The organism is Isoptericola hypogeus (genome assembly GCF_039531145.1).
Classification (GTDB): Bacteria; Actinomycetota; Actinomycetes; order Actinomycetales; family Cellulomonadaceae; genus Isoptericola; species Isoptericola hypogeus.
This window is the reverse complement of the sequence record NZ_BAAAPM010000006.1, coordinates 82,452-102,944: the sequence shown is the minus strand read 5'-3', so window position 1 is coordinate 102,944 and position 20,493 is coordinate 82,452. Positions and strand designations below refer to the sequence as shown.

The following is a 20,493-nucleotide window of genomic DNA, read 5'->3' as shown; positions in this document are numbered from 1 at the left end:
GTCAGAGCTCCCCGGCGCCGAGGTCCACGCCGTTGCCGAACCGCTCGTCGCGGGCCGCGGCCTGCTTGGCGGCGAGGCCGTAGATCTCGATGAAGCCCTTGGCGTGCGACTGGTCGAACGAGTCGCCCTCGTCGTAGGTGGCGAGGTTGAAGTCGTACAGGCTCTGCTCCGAGCGGCGGCCCGTGACGGTCGCGCGGCCGCCGTGCAGCACCATGCGGATGTCGCCGGAGACGTACTTCTGGGTCTCGTCGACGAAGGTGTCGAGGTTCTTCTTGAGCGGGGAGAACCACATGCCGTCGTAGACGAGCTCGGTCCAGCGCTGCTCCACGCCACGCTTGAAGCGGGCCTGCTCGCGCTCGAGCGTGACGTTCTCCAGCTCCTGGTGCGCGGCGATGAGCGCCACGGCGCCCGGCGCCTCGTAGACCTCGCGGGACTTGATGCCCACCAGGCGGTCCTCGACGATGTCGATGCGGCCCACGCCCTGGGCGCCGGCGCGCCGGTTCATCTCCTGGATCGCCTGGAGCGGGGTCACGGCCACGCCGTCGAGCGCGACCGGGACGCCGGCCTCGAACGTCACGACGACCTCGTCGGCCACCGGCGGGAACGTCGGGTCGTCGGTGTAGGAGTAGACGTCCTTGGTGGGCTCGTTCCAGATGTCCTCGAGGAAGCCCGTCTCCACCGCGCGGCCCCACACGTTCTGGTCGATCGAGAACGGGTTGTTCTTCGTGGTCGCGATCGGCAGGGAGTTCCGCTCCGCGTAGTCGATCGCCTTCTCGCGGGTGAGCGCCAGGTCGCGGACCGGGGCAATGGTCTTGAGGTCCGGGGCGAGCGACGTCGTCGCGACCTCGAAGCGGACCTGGTCGTTGCCCTTGCCGGTGCAGCCGTGCGCCACGGTGGTCGCGCCGAACTGGCGCGCGGCGCGCACGAGGTGCTTGACGATGACGGGGCGCGAGATCGCCGACACCAGCGGGTAGCGGTCGAGATACATCCCGTTCGCCTTGAGCGCGGGCATGCAGTACTCAGCGGCGAACTCGTCGCGGGCGTCGGCGATGTACGCCTCCACGGCGCCGCAGTCGAGCGCGCGCTTGCGGATGACGTTCATGTCCTCGCCGCCCTGGCCGACGTCGACGGCGACGGCGACCACCTCGGCCCCGGTGGCCTCGGCGATCCAGCCGATGGCGACGGAGGTGTCCAGGCCGCCGGAGTAGGCGAGCACGACGCGATCAGTCATGGCGTTTCTCTTTCTAGCGTGGGGGTTCGGGTCAAGTCTGGCAGCCCGTCGGTCGCCGGCACGGCGGACGACGGGCCAGGTGTCACGGGGTGGTGAGGTCGAGGAACCGGCGGGCGAGCTCCTCGCCCCCGAGCGGGTCCCGGGCGATCACGAGGATCGTGTCGTCGCCGGCGATGGAGCCCAGCACGCCGGGGAACACGGAGTGGTCGATGGCGGAGGCCAGATAGTTGGCCGCACCGGGCGGGGTGCGCAGCACGACGAGGTTGCCCGACGCCTCCGCCGAGACCAGCAGGTCGTTGCAGAGCCGGGCGAGGCGGGCGGCCACGTACTCGACCTCGTGCTCCCCCACGCCGGCGGCCTGCACGCTGCGGTCGCCGCCCTCGCCGGGGACGGCATAGACCAGCGCGCCCGACGCGCCGCGCACCTTCTCGGCGCGCAGCTCGATGAGGTCGCGCGACAGCGTGCCCTGGGTGACGGAGACGCCGGCGTCGGCGAGCTCGCGGGCGAGCTCCGCCTGCGAGTGGATCGCGGTGCGGCGCACGATGTCGACGATGCGGGCCTGGCGGGCCGCCTTCGTGGTGGGGGCCGAGGCGCCCGGGGCGTCGCTCACCGGTGCTCCAGCAGCCACGTCAGGAGCGCCTTCTGCGCGTGCAGCCGGTTCTCGGCCTCGTCCCACACCACCGACGCCGGGCCGTCGATCACCTCGGCGGTGACCTCCTTGCCGCGGTAGGCGGGCAGGCAGTGCAGGAAGATCGCGTCGTCCTTCGCCCCCGACATCAGCGCGACGTCCACGCGGTAGGCGTCGAGCGCGGCGAGACGCTCGGCCGCCTCGTCCTCGTCGCCCATCGACACCCAGGTGTCGGCGGCGACGACGTCGGCCCCGGCCACGGCCGCGTGCACGTCGGTCGTGACGGTCACCGACCCGCCCGTCGCGGCGGCGATCTCCTCGGCCCGGGCGACGACGTCGGCCGGCGGGAGGTAGCCCTCGGGCCCCGCCACGGCGACGTGCAGCCCGGCCGTCACTCCGCCGAGCAGGTAGGAGGCGGCCATGTTGTTGGCCGCGTCCCCCACGTACGCGAGGCGCTGCCCGGGCAGCGCGGCGAGGCCGCCGCGGTGCTGGGCCACCGTGAGGAGGTCGGCGAGGATCTGGCACGGGTGGAAGCCGTCGGTCAGCGCGTTGACCACCGGGACCGTCGAGACCGCCGCCATCTCCTCCAGCCGCTCCTGCCCGAACGTGCGCCACACGATGGCGGACACCTGACGCTCCAGCACGCGGGTGACGTCCGCGACGGACTCCCGCACGCCCACCTGGGCGAGCCGGCCGTCGACGACGAGGGGGAAGCCGCCGAGCTCGGCGACGCCGGTCGCGAAGGACACCTGGGTGCGCAGCGTCGGCTTGTCGAACAGGATCGCGACGCCCTGCGGGCCGGCGAGCGGCGCCCGCACGAAGCGGTCCTCGCGGAACGCCATGCCCAGCTCGAGGACCTCGCGCTGCTCGTCGGGCGTGAGGTCGTCGTCGCGCAGGAAGTGGCGGGTCATCGGGTCTCCTCGGAGGACTCGGGCTCGGGGGCTTCGGGGACGGTGACGGTGGCGAAGAACCGCGCGGCGTCGCGCGACTGGTCCGCGGTGAGGATCAGGGGCGGGGCGAGGCGGATCGCGTCCGGCGCCACGGCGTTGACGATGAACCCGGCGTCGAGCGCGGCGGCCGCGACCTGGGGCGCCACGGGGCGGGTGAGCTGGACCGCGAGCAGCAGCCCGCGGCCCCGCACGCCGGACACGAGCGGGTTGCCGGCCGCCTCGATCTCGCGCCGCAGGAGGTCGCCGGTCGCCCGGACGTGCGCGAGCAGCTCGTCGCGCTCGATGACCCCGAGGGTGGCCAGCGCGGCCGCCGACGCGACCGGGTTGCCGCCGAACGTCGTGCCGTGCTGGCCACGGCCGAGCAGGGTGGCCGCCCGGTGCCCGAACGCGATCGCCGCGCCGACCGGGAACCCGCCGCCGAGCCCCTTGGCCACGGTCACGACGTCGGGCAGCACGCCCCCGCCGATCTCCGGCTGCTGGAACGCGAACCAGGACCCCGTCCGCCCGACGCCGGTCTGCACCTCGTCGAGGACGAGCAGCGCGCCCGCGCGGGACGTCAGCTCGCGAGCGTGCGCGAGGTAGCCGGGAGGCAGGGGACGGACGCCGGCCTCCCCCTGCACGGGCTCGACGACGAGGGCCGCGACGCCGCCCCGCGCCGCCACCGCGGCGGGCGAGAAGGCCTCGTCGAGCGCGGCCGTGTCGCCGAACGGCACGTGCTCCACGCCGCCGGGCAGCGGCTCGAACGGCTCCCGGTACGCGGCCTTCGCGGTGAGCGCGAGGGCGCCCATCGAGCGGCCGTGGAAGCCGCCCCCGAGGGCGAGCACGCGTGTGCGGCTGCCGTCGTCGCCACGGTTGCGGCGCGCCATCTTGAACGCCGCCTCGACCGCCTCCGTGCCGGAGTTGGTGAGGAAGACGCGCGACCCGTCCGGCGCGCCCGCGAGCGCGAGCAGCCGCTCCGCGAGGGCGATCTGCGTCGGCGTGCCGAAGAAGTTCGACACGTGCCCGAGCGTGCCCAGCTGGGCGCTGATCGCCGCGGTCAGGGTGGGGTGCGCGTGGCCGAGCGCGTTGACGGCGATGCCGGCGAGCAGGTCGAGGTAGCGACGCCCGTCGGCGTCCCACACGTACGCGCCCTCGCCGCGCACGAGCACGCGCTGCGGCGGCCCGAACGTGTCCATCACGGCGCGGGAGTACCGCGCGGTCCAGGCGGCGCCGGAGACCTCGCCGACGGCGCCACCCACGGACTCCAGGGTGTCGCTCACGGTCGGGGCTCCTTCGTCGTCGGGCCGGTCGGGGCGCTCGGCGCGGCGGGGACCGACGGGTCCGGCACGACCATCGTCCCGTTGCCGCGGGTGGTGAAGACCTCGAGCAGCACGGAGTGCGGCTGGCGGCCGTCGATGACGGTGGCGCGCGGCACGCCGCCGCGCACGGCCCGCAGGCAGGCTTCCATCTTGGGCACCATCCCGGCGGACAGGCTCGGCAGCAGGGTCGCGAGGTCGGAGGCCGCGATCTCCTCGACGAGCGAGTCCTTGTCGGGCCAGGACGTGTACAGGCCCTCGACGTCCGTGAGCACGATGAGCTTCTTGGCGCCGAGCGCGACGGCGAGGGCCGCCGCGGCGGTGTCGGCGTTGACGTTGAGCACCTGGGTGGGGTCGTCGACGTCGGGCGCGACGGTCGACACGACGGGGATGCGGCCGGCGTCGAGCAGGTCCTGCACGGCGGCCGGGTGCACCTCGACGACGTCGCCCACCAGGCCGACGTCGACCGGCTCGCCGTCGACGACCGCGTGCCGGCGCGCGGCGCCGAACAGGCCGCCGTCCTCCCCGGACAGGCCGACGGCGCGCGGTCCGTGGGCGTTGATGAGGCCGACGAGCTCGCGGGAGACCTGGCCCGTGAGCACCATCCGCACGACGTCCATCGCCTCGGGCGTGGTGACGCGCAGCCCGCCGCGGAACTCGCTGGGGATCTCCAGCCGCTCGAGCATCGCGTTGATCTGCGGGCCGCCGCCGTGCACGACGACGGGGCGCAGGCCGACCTGGCGCAGGAACACCATGTCCTGCGCGAAGGCGGCCTTGAGGCCGTCGTCGATCATCGCGTTGCCGCCGTACTTCACGACGACGAGGGCGCCGGCGAACTCCTGCAGCCACGGCAGCGCCTCGACGAGCACCTCCGCCTTCGCCTCGGGGGGCAGCCCGTTCACGACGTCGCTGCTCATGAGCTGTACGCGCTGTTCTCGTGGACGTAGTCGTGCGTGAGGTCGTTGGTCCAGACCGTCACCTCGGCATCGCCGGCGTGCAGGTCGACCTCCACGCGCACCTCCCGCGCCGACGCGAGGTCGACGAGCTCGCGGGGCTCCCCGACGCCGCCGGCCCGGCACACCTGGACGCCGTTCATCGCGACGTCGAGGGTCAGCGGGTCGTACGGCGCCACTTCCGCGGGGACCGTGCCCACGGCCGCCAGCACGCGGCCCCAGTTCGGGTCGTTGCCGAAGACGGCTGCCTTGAAGAGGTTGGACCGCGTGACGGCGCGGGCGACCGCGAGCGCCGCGTCCTCGCTGCTCGCGCCGCGCACGGTGACCGCGATGTCGTGGCTCGCGCCCTCGGCGTCCGCCACGAGCTCGCGCGCGAGCGAGGCCGTGACCTCCGTGACCGCGGCCGAGAGCTCGTCGAGCCCGACCTCGACGCCCGACGCGCCGGACGCCAGCAGGATCACCGTGTCGTTGGTCGACATGCACCCGTCGGAGTCGACGCGGTCGAACGTGGTCCGCGTGGCGGCGCGCAGCGCGGCGTCGGCCGTCGCGGCGTCGACGACGCAATCGGTCGTGATCACGCTGAGCATCGTCGCGAGGCCCGGCGCCAGCATGCCCGCGCCCTTCGCCATCCCGCCGACGCTCCAGCCGTCGCGCAGCGCGACGGCCTGCTTGGACACCGTGTCGGTGGTGCGGATCGCGTCGGCCGCGGCGTCGCCGCCGTCGGCCGCGAGACCTGCGGCCGCCGCGTCGACCCCGCCGAGCAGGGCATCCGTGTCGAGGCGGAGGCCGATGAGGCCCGTGCTGCACACCAGCACGTCGCCGGCGCCGACCTCGTCCTCGGGCGTCGCTGCGCCCGCCGAGAGCACCGCGGCGACGTGCTCCGCCGTGCGGTGGGTGTCGGTGAAGCCCTCGGGACCGGTGCAGGCGTTGGCGCCGCCGGAGTTGAGGACGACGGCCCGGGCGGCGCCGTCGGACACCGCCTGCCGGGTCCACACGACGGGCGCGGCCTGGACGCGGTTGGTCGTGAGCACCGCCGCGGCCGTGCGTCGCGGGCCGTCGTTGACGACGAGCGCGACGTCGCGCCCGCCCGACGACTTGAGGCCGGCGGCGACGCCGGCGGCCCGGAACCCGGCCGGTGCGGTGATGCTCATGGAGCGACTCCTTCGGTGACGAGGCCGGCCGTCTCCGGCAGACCGAGGGCAAGATTCATGGCCTGGACCGCCTGGCCGGCGGTGCCCTTGACCAGGTTGTCGATGGCGACGACGGCGACCACGCGGCCGGCGGCGGCGTCGAGCGCGACCTGCACGAGCGCCGCGTTGGAACCCAGCGTCGCGGCCGTCGACGGCCACCGACCCTCCGGGAGGAGGTCGACGAACGGCTCGGCGGCGTAGGCCTCGTCCCAGGCCGCCCGCACGTCGGCTGCCGTGGCACCCTCGTGGCCCGGCGCGAGGCGGGCAGTGACGGTGGCGAGGATGCCGCGCGACATCGGCACCAGCGTCGGCGTGAAGCTGATCGACACCTCGCCGGCGCCCGCGACGCGCAGGTTCTGCGCGATCTCGGGGATGTGCCGGTGCGTGCCGCCGACCGCGTACGGGACGGCGGAGCCCAGGCCCTCGGCCGCGAGCAGGTGCGGCTTGAGCGACTTCCCCGCTCCCGAGTACCCGTTGGCGAGGACGGCGACGACGTCGGAGGGGCTCACCAGGCCCGCCGCGACGCCGGGCTGCAGACCGAGCGTGACGGCCGTGACGTTGCAGCCCGGGACGGCGACGCGGCGGGCGCCGGCCAGGAGGTCCCGCTGGCGCGAGCCGTCGGCGTGGATCAGCTCGGGCAGCCCGTACGGCCAGGTGCCGGCGTGCGCGGAGCCGTAGAAGGCCTCCCAGTCGGCGGCGGACGCGAGGCGGTGGTCGGCCCCGAGATCGAGGACGAGCACGTCGTCGGGGAGCTGGGCGGCGATCTCGCCGGACGCGCCGTGCGGCAGGCCGAGGACGACGACGTCGTGGCCCGCGAGCGCCTCGGGCGTCGTCGGCTCCAGCACCCGGTCGGCGAGCGAGCGCAGGTGCGGCTGGACCTCCCCGAGGCGGGCGCCGGCGTTCGAGTGCGCGGTGAGGGTGCCGACCTCGAGGTGCGGGTGGCGGGCCGCGAGGCGGAGGAACTCACCACCCGCGTACCCGGACGCCCCCGCCACCGCCACGCGCAGCTGCGGCTGAATGCTGACCATATGCAGCACTATACATACCTATGCAGCCGCCCTCGACCCCCGTCCGCGGCTGCATCTCCGCTCAGCAGCGGGGCTGCCCGCCGGCGAGTCTGCGGTTCAGTCGATCAGCGGCAGGTACATGACGTGCAGCCCCACGTACCCGTGGGCCGGGCTGCGGAACGCGCCGGGCACGGTGCCGACGATCTCGAACCCCAGGGACCGCCACAGCCGCACGGCGCCCGCGTTCGACTCGACGACGGCGTTGAACTGGATGCCGCGGAAGCCCTGCGCCCGGTGCCAGGCGACCACGTGCTCCCCCAGTGCGCGGCCGAGGCCCAGCCCGCGCGCCGCGGGCGAGACCATGAACGACGCGGTCCCGACGTGGTCGCCGTGCCCGGGCCGGTTGGGGCCCATCTTCGCGGTGCCGAGCACCGTGCCGTCGGCCCCCTCTGCGACGACGGTCGCCCCCGGCGCCCGCTCCATCCACACCTCGCGCGCCTGGTCGCTCGTGAGGTCGAGCGGGTAGACGTAGGTCTCGCCCTCCCGCACCACCGCCTCGACGATCGGCCACAGGCGGGGCCAGTCGTCGTCGGTCGCGAGGCGGATGCGGCACGTGGGGCTCGTGTCAGTGGTCACGGCCGCAGCATAGGGGCCCTGTCGGCGTCGGCCCCCGGGCCGTGAGCCGTAGTCTCGGGGCATGCGTGCAGTGGTGGCCCGCGAGGCGGGCGGTCCCGAGGTCCTGGAGTCCGTCGAGCGCCCCGACCCGGAGCCGGGTCCGGGCGAGCTGCTCGTCCGGGTGGCCGCGGCGGGCGTGAACTTCATCGACACCTACCGGCGCGCCGGCGTGTACCCGATGTCGTACCCGCACGTCGTCGGCGTCGAGGGCGCCGGCGTCGTCGCGGCGCTCGGCGAGGGCGCCGAGGGCTTCGCCGTCGGGGACCGGGTGGCATGGGCGGAGGCGCCCGGGTCGTATGCCGAGCTCACGCTGGTGCCGGCGTCGAGCGCTGTGCGCGTCCCGGACGGGCTCGACCTGCGCACCGCCGCCGCGCTGCCCCTGCAGGGCATGACGGCGCACTACCTCGTGTCGTCGACGTTCGAGGTCGGCCCTGGCCACGACGTCCTGCTCACGGCGGGCGCCGGCGGCGTGGGCCTGCTCGCGACCCAGCTGGCCGTGGCCCGCGGCGGCCGCGTCATCACGACCGTGTCGTCGCCCGAGAAGGCCGCGCTCTCGTCGGCGGCGGGCGCGGCGCACACCGTGGACTACGCGGCGATGGACGACGTCCCGGCCGAGCTGCCCGCCGTCGTCCGGGAGCTCACCGACGGCAAGGGCGTGCACGTCGCGTACGACGGCGTGGGCCGGGCGACGTTCGACGCCTCGCTGGCCTCGCTGCGCCGTCGCGGGATGCTCGTGCTGTTCGGCGGCGCGTCGGGGCAGGTGCCACCGTTCGACCCGCAGCGGCTCAACGCGGGCGGCAGCCTCTTCCTCACCAGACCCACCCTGGCGCACTACACCGCGACGCGCGGCGAGCTCGAGTGGCGGGCCGCGGAGGTGCTGGGCGCGGCGGCCGACGGGGATCTCGATGTCCGGGTCGGCGCCACGTTCGCGCTGGGCGACGCGGCCGCCGCGCACGCCGCGCTCGAGGGGCGCGCCACGACCGGCAAGGTGCTGCTGGTGCCGTAGCCCGGTCGCACCGCGGCATGTATCTTGATGTCGAGATACTCGACGTCAAAGGAGTTTCCGTGGCCGACTGGTCCCCCGCCGCCTATCTGCGCTACACCGACGAACGGTCCCGCCCCTTCGGCGAGCTGGTCGCCCGCGTGGGGCACGACCCCGCGAGCATCCTCGACCTGGGCTGCGGGCCCGGCCACCTCACGCCCGTGCTGCGCGGGCGGTGGCCCGCGGCGTCGTTCGTCGGGCTCGATGCCTCCCCCGCGATGATCGAGCGCGCCCGCGCCACGGACCCGGGCGGGCGGTACGAGCTCGCCGACGTGCGCGACCACGCCGCCGGCCGCGGCCCGGTGCGCGAGGCGGACCTGGTGATCAGCAACGCCACCCTGCAGTGGGTGCCCGGGCACCGCGAGCTGCTCCCCGCGCTCGCCGCCACGGCCCGGCAGACCTTCGCGTTCTCCGTCCCGGGCAACCACGACGCCCCCAGCCACCTGCTGCTGCGCGGGGTCGCGGCCCGCGAGCCGTACGCGGCCGCCGTCGGGCCCGTGGAGCGTCGCGTCGTCGGCGACCCCGCGGACTACCTGGAGATCCTCGCCGGGACGGGCTGGGAGGTCGACGCCTGGGAGACCACCTACACCCACCTCCTCGGGGGCGAGGACCCCGTGCTGCGCTGGATCTCGGCCACCGGCGCGCAGCCGGTGCTGCACGCCCTCGACGCCCACGACGCCGGGCACGGCACCGGCCTGCGCGCCCGGTTCGACGCCGAGCTCGGCGCCGCGCTGCGCGACGCGTACCCGAGCCGCCCGTACGGCACGCCGCTGGCGTTCCGCCGGGTGTTCGTCGTCGCCACCCGCCGCGGCTAGGTCATCCGCCGGGGGGTACCCGAGGAGGCCGCACGGAGGCCCGACCGCGGGGGCGACGCCGGAGCCTGAGCCGTCACGCCCGCGGGAGGCCGGTCAGAACGACGGTACGTCCACGGCGTAGACGTACCGCCGGCCGGGGTACTCGCTCAGGCTCCACAGCGCGTCGCGCGTCGGGTCGTAGGAGAGGTCCTCGGGGCCCGGGGGGAACGCGTTCCCGTGCCGGGTGGTCGCCGACGCCCCCGGTCGCCAGGTGTGCAGGTCACCCTCGGAGCTCGGGTCCGAGAAGTCGCCGCCGTCGCTCTGGGAGAAGAAGAATTCGCCCTCGATCGCCGTCGAGCCCTGGACCGACTCGAGGTCCGTCCGGTACGCCTCCGTCGCGCGGACGACGCCGTCCGACGACTCCCGCAGCAGGCGGTCCGCGGAGTCGATCCCCACGCGCACGGTCCGCGTGATGTGCCCGTCGGCGATGTCCGCCTTGCTCCGGTACTCGCTGACGACGAGGGAGTCGGGCGAGCTGGTGCGGTCCAGCGACACCGACGAGTGCTGCAGCTGCGGGTAGCCGCCGGCCGTGGCGTCGGAGTACTTCGCGACCTGGGGCAGCACGTACTTGTAGTCGAACGCGTGGTACGACCCGTCGGGCTGCCGGCCGACCTTGGTCGAGCTGCCGGTGGAGACCCGCCAGAGGTGGTCCAGGTCGAACACGCGCAGCCCGCCGGTGGTGTCCACGACGTACAGCAGGTTGCCGTACCAGGTGAGCCCGCCCGCGTGCACGTTCACCGGCCTGAAGGACGGTTCGCCGCCCGACGTCACCGGCTCAGCCAGCAGGACATGCCGGTACTCGGGCGCCGTGGTCGAGGACGACAGGTTGACGACGCTGACCCGGCTGCCCTTCGCCACGCCGTCGTCGGCGTGGTCGTACCAGCTCGCCATGAGGACGCGTCGCCCCTCGTACGTGCCGGCGCCGTAGGCGTCGTTCGACGTGGTGATCCCCTGCGGGTACCAGTCCGCGGTGTCGCGGTCGCCGGAGTTCCAGCAGAACGACGCCACGCGGTGGGTGACGGAGGGCGTGCACGCCGTCCCGGCGCGGTTGCCGTCGTCGACGACGGTCCGCATGCTCACGTTCGGGAGTGCGGCGTCGAGCCCGGCGACGAGCGACGACGGCGTGCGCGACAGCGTCCAGCGGAAATTCCCGGGCGTCAGCGGCTCGATCGCCGCTGACGCCGGGCCCGCGCCGACGACGAGCGCGGCCGGGACGAGCAGCCCGATCGCCGCGGCCAGGGCGGCGATCGGGCGACGGATGGTGCGGGTTCGTGCGGGACGCATCGATCCTCCAAGCTCCGGAATGAGTGCTCCAGGACACCATGGAGGGAGCCACCGCACCCGTCCCTGTGACACACCGGTCGGAACCAGGGCCCGCCCCGGTGTGCGGCGCAGGGGCTCAGCGACCGGTGAGGAGCTCCGTCATCGGGTCGCCGTCGCCCGCGGGCAGCACGCGCAGCCGCCGCGCCGCCCCCCGCCGGTCGCCGGTCGCCGCCGCGGCCAGCTCGCGCAGGGAGCCGGGGGTGTCGTGCGTGACGCGCAGGTACCAGCCCGAGCACTCGTCGAGCTCCCCGCGGGCGATCGCGACGACCATGTCCACGGTCCGTTCCACCGGCGTCCACTCCGTGCGCCCGGCGTACATCGGCATCGAGGCGGTCATGTCCGTGGCGACGGTCCCCGGGGAGACCTCGAACACCCGCAGCCCGCGGGGGTGCCCGGCCAGGTGCAGGTTGGCCCCGAGGCGCAGCAGCGCGGTCTTGCTCGCGTTGTAGGCGCTGGTGCCCGGCATCTCGTGCGTGCTCGCCCCGGAGGCGAGCTCGACGACGCGGCCGCCGCCGCGCGCCAGCATCGCCGGCACCACCTGCCGGGCGAGGAGGAACGGCCCGCGCAGGTTCGTCTCGACGACCGACCACCACTCGTCCGGGTCGGCCTCCCAGAGCGGCACCTCGGCGTCGATGCGGCCCGCGTTGTTGACCAGCAGGTCCACCCCGCCGAGCCCGCCGTCGGCGACGGGCGCCTCGGCCCGGCGGACGGCGGCCTCGACGGCGGCGCCGTCCGTCACGTCGCACGGCAGCGCGAGCGCGGCCCTGCCGAGGCCGCGGATCTCGCCCGCGACGTCGGCCAGGCGGTCCGCGTCCCGCGCGACGAGCGCGACGTCGAGCCCGGCCCGGGCGAGCCCGAGCGCGACCGCGCGGCCGATGCCGCGGGTCGCGCCCGTGACGAGCGCGGTCCGCGCGGGTGCCGGGTTGTCGACGGGCCCGACCGGCTCGACGGCCGGCAGTGCGTCAGCCACGCAGGACCGCTCCGACCCGCTCGGCGGCGGCCGCGACGACGCCGTCACGCACGGCGCGGACGTCGTCGGCGCTCAGCGTGCGGTCGGCGGCGCGCAGCCGGACGGTGTAGGCGAGCGACTTCTTGCCCTCCCCCACCTGCGGGCCGGTGAAGACGTCGAAGAGGCTGACCTCCTCGAGCAGCTCGCCCGCGCCGGCGACGACGGCAGAGCGCACGTCGGCGGCCGGTACGTCGGCGCCGACGACGAACGCGAAGTCCTCCCGCGCCGCCGGGAACGCCGAGACCGGGCGGGCGGCCACGGGCTCGCCGTCGGCCGCGGCGAGCAGGGCCGACAGGTCGAGCTCGAACGCGACCGCGCGGGCCGGCAGGCCCAGGGCTTCGAGCACCTTGGGGTGGAGCTCGCCCGCGTGCCCGGCGACCGTGCCGTCCGGCAGGACGACAGCCGCGCAGCGCCCGGGGTGCCAGGGCATCGTCCCGGTGTCGGGGCGCACGGTGACGTCCACCCCGACCCGCCCGGCGACGAGCCGGGCCGCGTCGAGCGCGTCCGACCAGTCCGCCGGGCGGCCCGCGCCCCACCATCCGGCAGGCTGCGCCGCGCCGGCGAGCACCCCGGCGACATGCCGGGGCTGGGCGGGCACCGCGGCCGCCAGAGCCTCGAGCTCGGCGTCCGAGGGACGCACCCCGACCGGGAGCTGCGGCGCGGCCGGCGCGCCGGCGACCGGGCGGGTGACGAGCCCGACCTCGAAGACCGCGACGTCGCCCAGCCCGCGCGAGACGTTGCGTCGCGCGACCTCGAGCAGGGTCGACAGCAGGTCGGCACGCATCAGCGGCCGGTCGTCGGCCAGCGGGTTCGCGAGGCGCAGCGCGGCCCGCCGCACGTCGTCGGCGGGCAGCCCGAGCGCGTCGAGGTCGGCGGTGCCCACGAACGGGTACGAGAGCACCTCGACGAGGCCGGCCTCGGCGAGCGCCCGCGCGACGGACCGGCGGGCGCGCTGATCGTCGGTCAGACCGCGGCCGCCGGGGGCGGCCGGCAGCACCGAGGGGATCTGGTCGTACCCCTGGATGCGGACGACCTCCTCCACCAGGGCGGCGGGCTCGGTGAGGTCGGGCCGCCACGACGGCGGCGTCACGAGCACGACGCCCTCGCCCGCGTCCGCCACGGTGCAGCCGATCTGCTCGAGCGTCCCGACGACGGCGGCGCGGTCGTAGTCGACCCCCGCGAGCCGCGTGGGCAGCGTGACGTCGAGGCGGACGGGAGCGAGCGCCGACGTGGTGTCGAGGTCGCTCACCGCCGGGTCCGCCGTGCCGCCGCCGTGCTCGACGAGCAGGTCGACCACGCGCTGGGCCGCGACGGCGGGCAGGCGCGGGTCGACGCCACGCTCGAACCGCTTGGCCGCCTCCGACGGCAGGCGGTGCCGGCGCGCCGTGCGCGCGACCGACACCTGGTCGAAGTGCGCGGCCTCGATCAGCACGTCGGTCGTGGCGCCGCCCACCTCGGACGAGGCGCCACCCATCACGCCGGCCATGCCGAGCACTCGCGAGCCCCTCGCGCCGTCGGGCGAGTCGGTGATGAGCAGGTCCTCGGCGTCGAGCGCGCGCTCGACGTCGTCCAGGGTGGTGAGCCTCTCCCCCGCGGCGGCACGCCGCACGACGATCGGCGCGGCGACCTCGGCCAGGTCGTAGGCGTGCAGCGGCTGGCCGAGGTCGAGCATCACGTAGTTGGTGACGTCGACGGCGAGCGAGATGGACCGCATCCCGGAGCCCTCGAGGCGGCGCTTCATCCACGGCGGCGTCGGGGCCGACGGGTCGATGCCGCGCACGACGCGCGTGACGAACCGGTCGCAGCCGACGGCGCCGTGGATGGGCGCCGCGTCGTCGACCTCGACGGCGAACCCGTCGGCGGTCGGGGCGGGCGGCGGCGTCCCGAGGTTCTCCACGAGCCCGCGGTCGGTGAACGGCGCCCCGGTGGAGTGCGCGTACTCGCGACCGACGCCGCGGTAGCTGAACGCGTACCCGCGGTCGGGCGTCACGTTGATCTCGAGCACCTCGTCGCCGAGACCGAGGAGGGCGATCGCGTCCTGGCCGGGCGTGAGGTCGGCGGCGTCGAAGCCGGCCCGGGTGAGCACGAGGATGCCGTCGTGGTCGTCGCCGATGCCGAGCTCGCGCACCGAGCAGATCATGCCGTCGGACACGTGGCCGTACGTCTTGCGTGCCGCGATGGCGAACCCGCCGGGCAGCACCGTGCCGGGCAGCGACACGACGACGAGGTCGCCCACGCCGAAGTTGTGCGCGCCGCAGACGACGCCGCGCGCACCACCGTCGGGGACGTCGTCGTCGTCGACGCCCTTGATCTGCGAGGCGTTGTGCTCCGGGCCGACGTCGACCAGGCACCAGTTGATGGTCTTGCCGTTCTTCTGCGGCTCGGGGGTCTGCGCCAGCACGCGGCCCACCACCAGCGGGCCGGTGACGGCGGCCGGGAGGATCTCCTCCTCCTCCAGCCCGACCTTCACCAGCGCGGCCGCGAGCCCGGCGGCCGTGAGGTCGGCCGGCAGCTCGACGTGCTCGCCGAGCCAGTCAGTGACGATGCGGGGCATCAGATCTCCGTCCCGAACTGGGTGGAGAAGCGCACGTCGCCCTCCACGATGTCGTGCATGTCCGCGATCGAGTGGCGCAGCATGAGCGTGCGCTCGATGCCCATCCCGAAGGCGAACCCCGAGTACTCCTCGGGGTCGATCCCGGCGGCGCGCAGCACGTTCGGGTTGACCATGCCGCAGCCGCCCCACTCGATCCAGCCCGCGCCGCCCTTCTTCTGCGGGAACCACAGGTCCATCTCGGCGCTGGGCTCGGTGAAGGGGAAGTAGGCGGGCCGCAGGCGCGTCTTGGCCGCCGGCCCGAACATGGCCCGCGCGAACGCGTCCAGCGTGCCGACGAGGTTCGCCATCGTCAGGCCCTTGTCGACCGCGAGGCCCTCCACCTGGTGGAAGACCGGGGTATGGGTCTGGTCGAGCGCGTCGGTGCGGAACACCTTGCCCGGGCAGGCGATGTACAGCGGCACGCCGCGCTCGAGCAGGGAGCGCGACTGCACCGGGGAGGTGTGCGTGCGCAGCACGAGGTTGGACGGCTTGCCGCCCACGGTGCCGTCCATCCCGTCGGACGTGCCCTCGGCACCGTCCACACCCGCGACGTAGAACGTGTCCTGCATCTGGCGGGCCGGGTGGTCCGGGTCGAAGTTCAGGGCGTCGAAGTTGAACCACTCCGCTTCGACCTCGGGTCCGTCGGCGATCTCCCAGCCCATCCCGACGAAGAAGTCGGCGATGCGCTCCTGCACCAGCTCGATGGGGTGCCGGGCGCCGACGGGACGCCGGTCGGTGGGCAGTGTGACGTCGACGGACTCCTCGACGAGGACCCGCTCGTCGCGCTCCGCCTCGAGCTCGGCCTGACGCCGGGCGAGCGCGCCGTTGATGCGCCCGCGGCGAGGTCCGACGTTCTTGCCGGCGGCCGCCTTGTCGGGCCCGGGCAGGGCGCCGATGGCGCGGTTCGCGAGCGCCAGCGCGCTCCTGTCCCCGGTGTGCAGGGTGCGGACGGCCTTCAGGGCGTCGAGGTCGGAGGCGGACGCGATGTCGGCGAGCGCGGCGTCGACGGCGGCGTCGAGCGCGGCGACGTCCAGGGGATCGGGACCGGGATCGGGCGTGGACATGCGTGCCTTCCTGAGGGGTGGGCTGCGGCAGGGGCCAGTTTATGTGCCCGCCCGGGCCGGTCAGGTCGGCGTCGGCGTGTCCTCGCGATCAGCGCGCGGGGGCGGCGTCCACCGTCCGGCCCGTGGCGGGCCGGCTCCATCGGCGGTCGTGACGCGTCATGCGGTCCATGGTGCCCCAGGGGCTGCGCCGGACGGGTCGTCAGGACGACGTCGCCGGCGCCAGGGGCAGGACGGCGACGTCCTCGTGCTTCGGCCCCCCGGACCGCCCGGCGCCCAGCTCGGACGACACGACGTGCACGGCGTCCACGTGCCACGCCGGACCGCGGTAGACGGCGAGCGCCCGGGCCCACGACGCGAGCGGCGACGGTTCCTCCTGGCCTCCGCGGGGGCGGCGCGTCCCGCCCCGCGCGCCGTCGACGCGCCGCCTCTCGGAGGCGGCGCGGAGGGTGGCCCGCGCGACCGTGAGGTGCGGTCGCCCGGCGGCCCGGTCGGCGGCCGGCAGGCCGGCGTCGGCGGCGGACTCCTCGGCGAGGCCCGCGAGGCCGCGCAGCGGGTCTACGGCGCCGCTCAGGCCGACCCAGAGGGTGCGCCCGCCGAACGACCCGCTGCCCGCGAGCGCGAGGTCGAACGCGTCGGCGTCGCGCAGGGCCGCGGCGAGCCCGTCCACGTAGCCGGGCACCGCGCCGTCGGGAACGTCGCCGTGGAAGAGCAGCGTGACGTGCCGCTGCTCGGCCGGTACCCAGCGCAGCCCGCGCCCCGGGTCGTCGAGGGCGCTCCCGACCACGCCGCCGAGGGCCAGGTCGAGGTGGGCGGACGCCTCCGCGGAGGGGTACACGGCCGTGAACAGTCGCACGTTCCGGATGCTGCCACGCGGCGTGCCCGTCGTCATCCACGGACACGTGTCGTGCCCGACCGGACCGAGGAGGGTCGCTGTCCCTGCTGTCACGAACGTTGCTTCGTCGCCGGTGTCCGGGGCGGTCGCGGCGGGTTTGGCGGCGGGTCCGCCACCTGACCGTCAGCGCGCTGCGCGCGGCCGCCCGCGCGGAGTCAGCCGGCGCGAACCTCGCGCTGGGCGCGGCTGCTCGCGTACAAGCACACGGTGGCGGCGGTCGCGAGGTTGAGCGACTCCGCGCGGCCGCGGATGGGCACGCGCACGACGGCGTCGGCGAGCGCGCGGTCGGCCTCGGGCAGGCCCCAGGCCTCGTTCCCGAAGACCCAGGCCGTGGAGGCGGCGAGGTCGGGGACCGCGGTCCCGGCACGCGGATCCTGAGCCGGTCGAAGGGCGACCGACGCCTTCCCGCCGGCGACGTCGAGCAGGTCGTCGAGGTCGTGGTCGCCAGAGCCGTCGGCGGCGAGGACGGTGGCGCCGGCGACGCGCAGGGCGCCCGCGGCGTCGGCCAGCGAAGCCTCCGCCACGACCGGCAGGTGGAAGAGCGAGCCGGCGGTCGAGCGGACCACCTTGGGGTTGTGCAGATCCACGCTCTCGCCCGCGAGGACGACGAGGTCGGCCCCGGCGGCGTCGGACGCGCGGATCACGGTGCCGGCGTTCCCGGGGTCGCGCACGTTGGCCAGCACGGCGACCAGGAGGGGGCGCGAGGAACCACCCAGACCACGGAGGGTCTCGACGAGCCCGACCCCCGGCTGCGGGGTCCGCACGACGGCGAGGACGCCCTGGGCGTCGGCGCTCATGGCGGCGAGCACCTCCGGCGTGCCGAGGTGCACGAACAGCCCGGCGTCCTGCGCGGCGGCGACGATCTCGTCGTACCGCTCCGCGGCCGCGGGGGTGAGGTAGACGTCCCGGACGTCGCCGGGCGCGTGGCGCACGGCCTCGCGCACGCCCTGCGGTCCCTCCACGAGGAACTGGCCGTACCGGGAACGCGCAGGACGCCCGGACAGCGCCCTGACCTGCTTGACCCGGTCCGCTCGCACGTTGGCGAGCGTCACGTCGGGGATGCGGGGCATCGGCAGGTCAGGGGTGTCCGGGCGTCCGGGTGCTGAGCGGGTGGCTCAGGCGGCCTTCGGCGCGTTCACGTCGGCCGGCAGGGCGTCCTTGGCGACCTGGACGAGCGCGTTGAACGCCGCCACGTCGTTGACCGCGAGCTCGGCGAGCATGCGACGGTCGACCACCACCTCGGCGGCCTTCAGACCCTGGATGAGGCGGTTGTAGGTCAGTCCCTGGGCGCGGGCCGCAGCGTTGATGCGCTGGATCCACAGCTTGCGGAAGTCGCCCTTCTTCGCCTTGCGGTCGCGGTACGAGTAGACGAGGGAGTGGGTGACCTGCTCCTTCGCCTTCCGGTACAGGCGCGAACGCTGGCCGCGGTAGCCGCTGGCGCGCTCGAGGGTCGTACGGCGCTTCTTGTGGGCGTTGACCGCCCGCTTCACGCGTGCCACGTGATGCTCCTTGCAGTGTCGGGTCCGGAAGTGCTCCCGGCAGCCTGAGAGGCCGCCGAAGGGGTCACTTGCCGAGCAGCTTCTTGATCTTCTTGACGTCGGCCTGCGAGACCTGCTGGTCCATCGCGAGGCGGCGGGTGCGCTTGGTCGGCTTGTGCTCGAACAGGTGGCGACGGTTGGCCTGCTCGCGCATGACCTTCCCGCTGCCGGTGACCCGGAAGCGCTTCTTGGCGCCGGAGTGCGTCTTGTTCTTCGGCATGACTGCCGTCTCTCCTCGTGTCGGTCACCCGCCCGGGTGGGCGGGGACGTGTGCGGACCGGGGCCGGCGAGCGGCCCGGTGCCAGATGGTCGGTGCGGTGGTCTGCTCCGCGACCCCTCAGCGACCCGCGCGGGGGCTGGGCTTGGGGGGACGTGGCGCCGCCGGCCGGGGGGCCGCGGGCTTGGCCGCAGCTGCCGGCTTCGCCGCCGCGGGCTTCGCGGCCGGCTTGGCCGCAGCAGCCGGCTTGGCCGGCGCGGCGGTCGCGGGCTTGGCCGCGGCAGCAGGCTTCTGTTCCGGCTTCTCGGCCGCCGGGGCCTTCTCGGCCGGCGCAGCCTTCTCGACGGGCGCTGCCTTCTCGACGGGCGCTGCCTTCTCGACGGGCGCTGCCTTCTCGGCCGGCGCAGCAGTCTCCACGGGCGCCGGCTCCGGGACGGCGGGCGTCTCCACCGGCGCCGGGGCGGCGTCCGTCACGGGAGCGTCGTCCTCGACCTCGGTCGCGGCCGGCGACCCGTCGTGCGACTGGGCGCGCGCCTCGGCCTTGACCTCGGACTTGGTCTTGCGCTGGGCGTTGACCTCGGCGGAGCGCTTGCGCTGCTCGACCTTGGCGTCGGCCTTCTTCTTGACCGGCCCGAGGACCATGGTCATGTTGCGGCCGTCCTGCTTCGGCATCGACTCGACGAAGCCGAGCTCGGCGACGTCCTCCGCGAGCCGCTGCAGCAGGCGCACGCCCATCTCGGGACGGGACTGCTCGCGACCGCGGAACATGATCATGACCTTGACCTTGTCGCCCGCGGAGAGGAAGCGCTCGACGTGGCCCTTCTTGGTGCCGTAGTCGTGCGGGTCGATCTTCAGGCGGAACCGGATCTCCTTGAGAACCGTGTTCGCCTGGTTGCGCCGCGCCTCGCGCGCCTTCATGTCCGACTCGTACTTGAACTTGCCGAAGTCCATGAGCTTGGCGACGGGCGGGCGGGCGTCCGGTGCGACCTCGACGAGGTCGAGGTCGGCGTCCTGGGCAAGCTTCAGGGCGACCGCCGTGGCAACCACGCCGACCTGCTCCCCGCCCGGGCCGATGAGCCGGACCTCAGGGACGCGGATCCGGTCGTTGATGCGAGGCTCGCTGATGGTGATGCTCCTAGGAACTCGTCGGTAGACCGCCGAGAACGGAAGAAGGCCTCCGCCCTGAGCACAGGTGGAGTCCATCGGTCACCGACGCCGGGCGCGAACGCCCGGACGACCGGGGTGGGACGACGCGCCGGGGCGAGCCGTCCGACCGGACCCGGCCCCTGTCGACGCCCGGAGGCGTACGGTCGGTGCTCGGGTGGGATGGAATCCACTTGATGCACCCGGGACCAAGCGAGGCCCCGGGTCGGTCAGCGATCCAGACTAGCACGCGAACCTGCCCGCCCCGCCAGCCCGGACCGCGTCGCGTGCGTCACCCCGGTGAACCCCCGTGGCCGCTGGTGAACATCTCGCGACGACCCGGCGCCGTGACTGGAATCATTCCAGAAAAGGGGTTAACGTCCAGGTCGTGACCTCGAACCACGTCGTACCGGCGGCGCCCGGTGCCCCGCAGGCTGCGGCCGGCGAGCACCTGCTGCGCGACGCGGGTCTGCGCGTCACCGGCGTGCGGCTCGCCGTCCTGCGTGCCCTCGACGGTCACGAGCACTCGACCGCGGACGACGTCGTGCGCACAGTGCGCGACGACCTCGGCTCCGTGTCGGTGCAGGCCGTCTACGACTGCCTGCACGCGCTCACGGGCGCCGGGCTGCTGCGCCGCATGGAGCCCGCCGGGCACCCCGCCCGGTACGAGCGGCGCGTCGGCGACAACCACCACCACGTGGTGTGCCGCGGGTGCGGCGCCGTCGCCGACGTCGACTGCGTCGTCGGCGAGGCCCCGTGCCTGATGCCGGGCGACACGCACGGCTTCACGCTCGACCTCGCCGAGGTCACCTTCTGGGGCCTGTGCCCCGCATGCGCGACCGGCCCCGCCCCGGCGCGCTGATCCCTGCCTGCCGAACCCCCCGAGGAA

20 protein-coding genes are annotated in these 20,493 nt (G+C 74.8%); 3 read left to right on the top strand and 17 right to left on the bottom strand.

Annotation, left to right across the window (positions count from 1 at the left end; genetic code table 11):
- Position 1: 1 nt before the first annotated feature.
- The 8 genes from ABD254_RS15675 to ABD254_RS15640 all read right to left on the bottom strand — a co-directional run bounded on the left by ABD254_RS15675 (position 2) and on the right by ABD254_RS15640 (position 7,890).
- Positions 2–1,231 (bottom strand): argininosuccinate synthase, encoded by a 1,230-nt coding sequence (locus ABD254_RS15675; RefSeq protein ID WP_344249437.1) that lies wholly within the window; start codon positions 1,229–1,231, stop codon positions 2–4.
- An 82-nt stretch (positions 1,232–1,313) separates the two neighbouring features.
- Positions 1,314–1,841, bottom strand: a complete 528-nt coding sequence (locus ABD254_RS15670; RefSeq protein WP_344249435.1) for an arginine repressor — start codon at positions 1,839–1,841, stop codon at positions 1,314–1,316.
- Complete coding sequence (argF, locus tag ABD254_RS15665) at positions 1,838–2,770, bottom strand: ornithine carbamoyltransferase (RefSeq protein ID WP_344249434.1); 933 nt, start codon at positions 2,768–2,770, stop codon at positions 1,838–1,840. Before argF ends, ABD254_RS15670 begins: the two co-directional genes overlap by 4 nt.
- A complete protein-coding gene (locus tag ABD254_RS15660) occupies positions 2,767–4,068 on the bottom strand; it encodes an acetylornithine transaminase (protein ID WP_344249433.1) in 1,302 nt (433 codons plus the stop codon). The genes argF and ABD254_RS15660 overlap by 4 nt, the downstream gene beginning before the upstream one ends.
- Positions 4,065–5,021, bottom strand: coding sequence for an acetylglutamate kinase (gene argB / locus ABD254_RS15655; RefSeq protein ID WP_344249432.1), 957 nt, complete (start codon positions 5,019–5,021; stop codon positions 4,065–4,067). Before argB ends, ABD254_RS15660 begins: the two co-directional genes overlap by 4 nt.
- Positions 5,018–6,208 (bottom strand): bifunctional glutamate N-acetyltransferase/amino-acid acetyltransferase ArgJ, encoded by a 1,191-nt coding sequence (gene argJ / locus ABD254_RS15650; protein WP_344249431.1) that lies wholly within the window; start codon positions 6,206–6,208, stop codon positions 5,018–5,020. Before argJ ends, argB begins: the two co-directional genes overlap by 4 nt.
- On the bottom strand, positions 6,205–7,275 hold the full coding sequence (gene argC / locus ABD254_RS15645; RefSeq protein ID WP_344249430.1) for an N-acetyl-gamma-glutamyl-phosphate reductase: 1,071 nt from the start codon (positions 7,273–7,275) through the stop codon (positions 6,205–6,207). Before argC ends, argJ begins: the two co-directional genes overlap by 4 nt.
- A 96-nt stretch (positions 7,276–7,371) precedes the next feature.
- Positions 7,372–7,890, bottom strand: coding sequence for a GNAT family N-acetyltransferase (locus ABD254_RS15640; protein ID WP_344249429.1), 519 nt, complete (start codon positions 7,888–7,890; stop codon positions 7,372–7,374).
- A 61-nt stretch (positions 7,891–7,951) separates the two neighbouring features.
- Here ABD254_RS15640 and ABD254_RS15635 point away from each other — a divergent pair, with 61 nt between their 5' ends.
- Positions 7,952–8,935: a quinone oxidoreductase family protein gene (locus ABD254_RS15635; protein ID WP_344249428.1), complete on the top strand. Its 984-nt coding sequence runs from the start codon at positions 7,952–7,954 to the stop codon at positions 8,933–8,935.
- 59 nt (positions 8,936–8,994) lie between these two features.
- On the top strand, positions 8,995–9,786 hold the full coding sequence (locus tag ABD254_RS15630; RefSeq protein ID WP_344249427.1) for a methyltransferase domain-containing protein: 792 nt from the start codon (positions 8,995–8,997) through the stop codon (positions 9,784–9,786).
- Positions 9,787–9,879: 93 nt separating this feature from the next.
- On the opposite strand, the gene ABD254_RS15625 is transcribed toward ABD254_RS15630, so the two are convergent.
- From ABD254_RS15625 to infC, 9 genes are all read right to left on the bottom strand, one after another.
- The gene (locus ABD254_RS15625) at positions 9,880–11,109 is read right to left on the bottom strand and encodes a hypothetical protein (RefSeq protein ID WP_344249426.1); all 1,230 of its coding nucleotides are present in this window, start codon (positions 11,107–11,109) and stop codon (positions 9,880–9,882) included.
- A 115-nt stretch (positions 11,110–11,224) separates the two neighbouring features.
- Positions 11,225–12,118: an SDR family NAD(P)-dependent oxidoreductase gene (locus tag ABD254_RS15620; protein WP_344249424.1), complete on the bottom strand. Its 894-nt coding sequence runs from the start codon at positions 12,116–12,118 to the stop codon at positions 11,225–11,227.
- On the bottom strand, positions 12,111–14,711 hold the full coding sequence (gene pheT, locus ABD254_RS15615) for a phenylalanine--tRNA ligase subunit beta (RefSeq protein WP_344249422.1): 2,601 nt from the start codon (positions 14,709–14,711) through the stop codon (positions 12,111–12,113). The genes ABD254_RS15620 and pheT overlap by 8 nt, the downstream gene beginning before the upstream one ends.
- Positions 14,711–15,814, bottom strand: coding sequence for a phenylalanine--tRNA ligase subunit alpha (gene pheS / locus ABD254_RS15610; RefSeq protein ID WP_344249421.1), 1,104 nt, complete (start codon positions 15,812–15,814; stop codon positions 14,711–14,713). The genes pheT and pheS overlap by 1 nt, the downstream gene beginning before the upstream one ends.
- A gap of 199 nt (positions 15,815–16,013) precedes the next feature.
- Entirely contained in the window at positions 16,014–16,667 is a 654-nt protein-coding gene (thpR, locus tag ABD254_RS15605; protein ID WP_344249420.1) for an RNA 2',3'-cyclic phosphodiesterase, read from the bottom strand.
- Positions 16,668–16,861: 194 nt separating this feature from the next.
- Complete coding sequence (locus ABD254_RS15600; RefSeq protein ID WP_344249418.1) at positions 16,862–17,776, bottom strand: TrmH family RNA methyltransferase; 915 nt, start codon at positions 17,774–17,776, stop codon at positions 16,862–16,864.
- A 45-nt stretch (positions 17,777–17,821) separates the two neighbouring features.
- On the bottom strand, positions 17,822–18,205 hold the full coding sequence (rplT, locus tag ABD254_RS15595; RefSeq protein WP_344249416.1) for a 50S ribosomal protein L20: 384 nt from the start codon (positions 18,203–18,205) through the stop codon (positions 17,822–17,824).
- Between the two features lie 64 nt (positions 18,206–18,269).
- The gene (gene rpmI, locus ABD254_RS15590) at positions 18,270–18,464 is read right to left on the bottom strand and encodes a 50S ribosomal protein L35 (protein WP_344249414.1); all 195 of its coding nucleotides are present in this window, start codon (positions 18,462–18,464) and stop codon (positions 18,270–18,272) included.
- Positions 18,465–18,581: 117 nt separating this feature from the next.
- Complete coding sequence (infC, locus tag ABD254_RS15585) at positions 18,582–19,664, bottom strand: translation initiation factor IF-3 (protein WP_344249412.1); 1,083 nt, start codon at positions 19,662–19,664, stop codon at positions 18,582–18,584.
- Between the two features lie 328 nt (positions 19,665–19,992).
- On the opposite strand from infC, the gene ABD254_RS15580 reads away from it, so the two are divergent.
- A complete protein-coding gene (locus tag ABD254_RS15580) occupies positions 19,993–20,466 on the top strand; it encodes a Fur family transcriptional regulator (RefSeq protein ID WP_425553820.1) in 474 nt (157 codons plus the stop codon).
- Positions 20,467–20,493 lie beyond the last annotated feature (27 nt).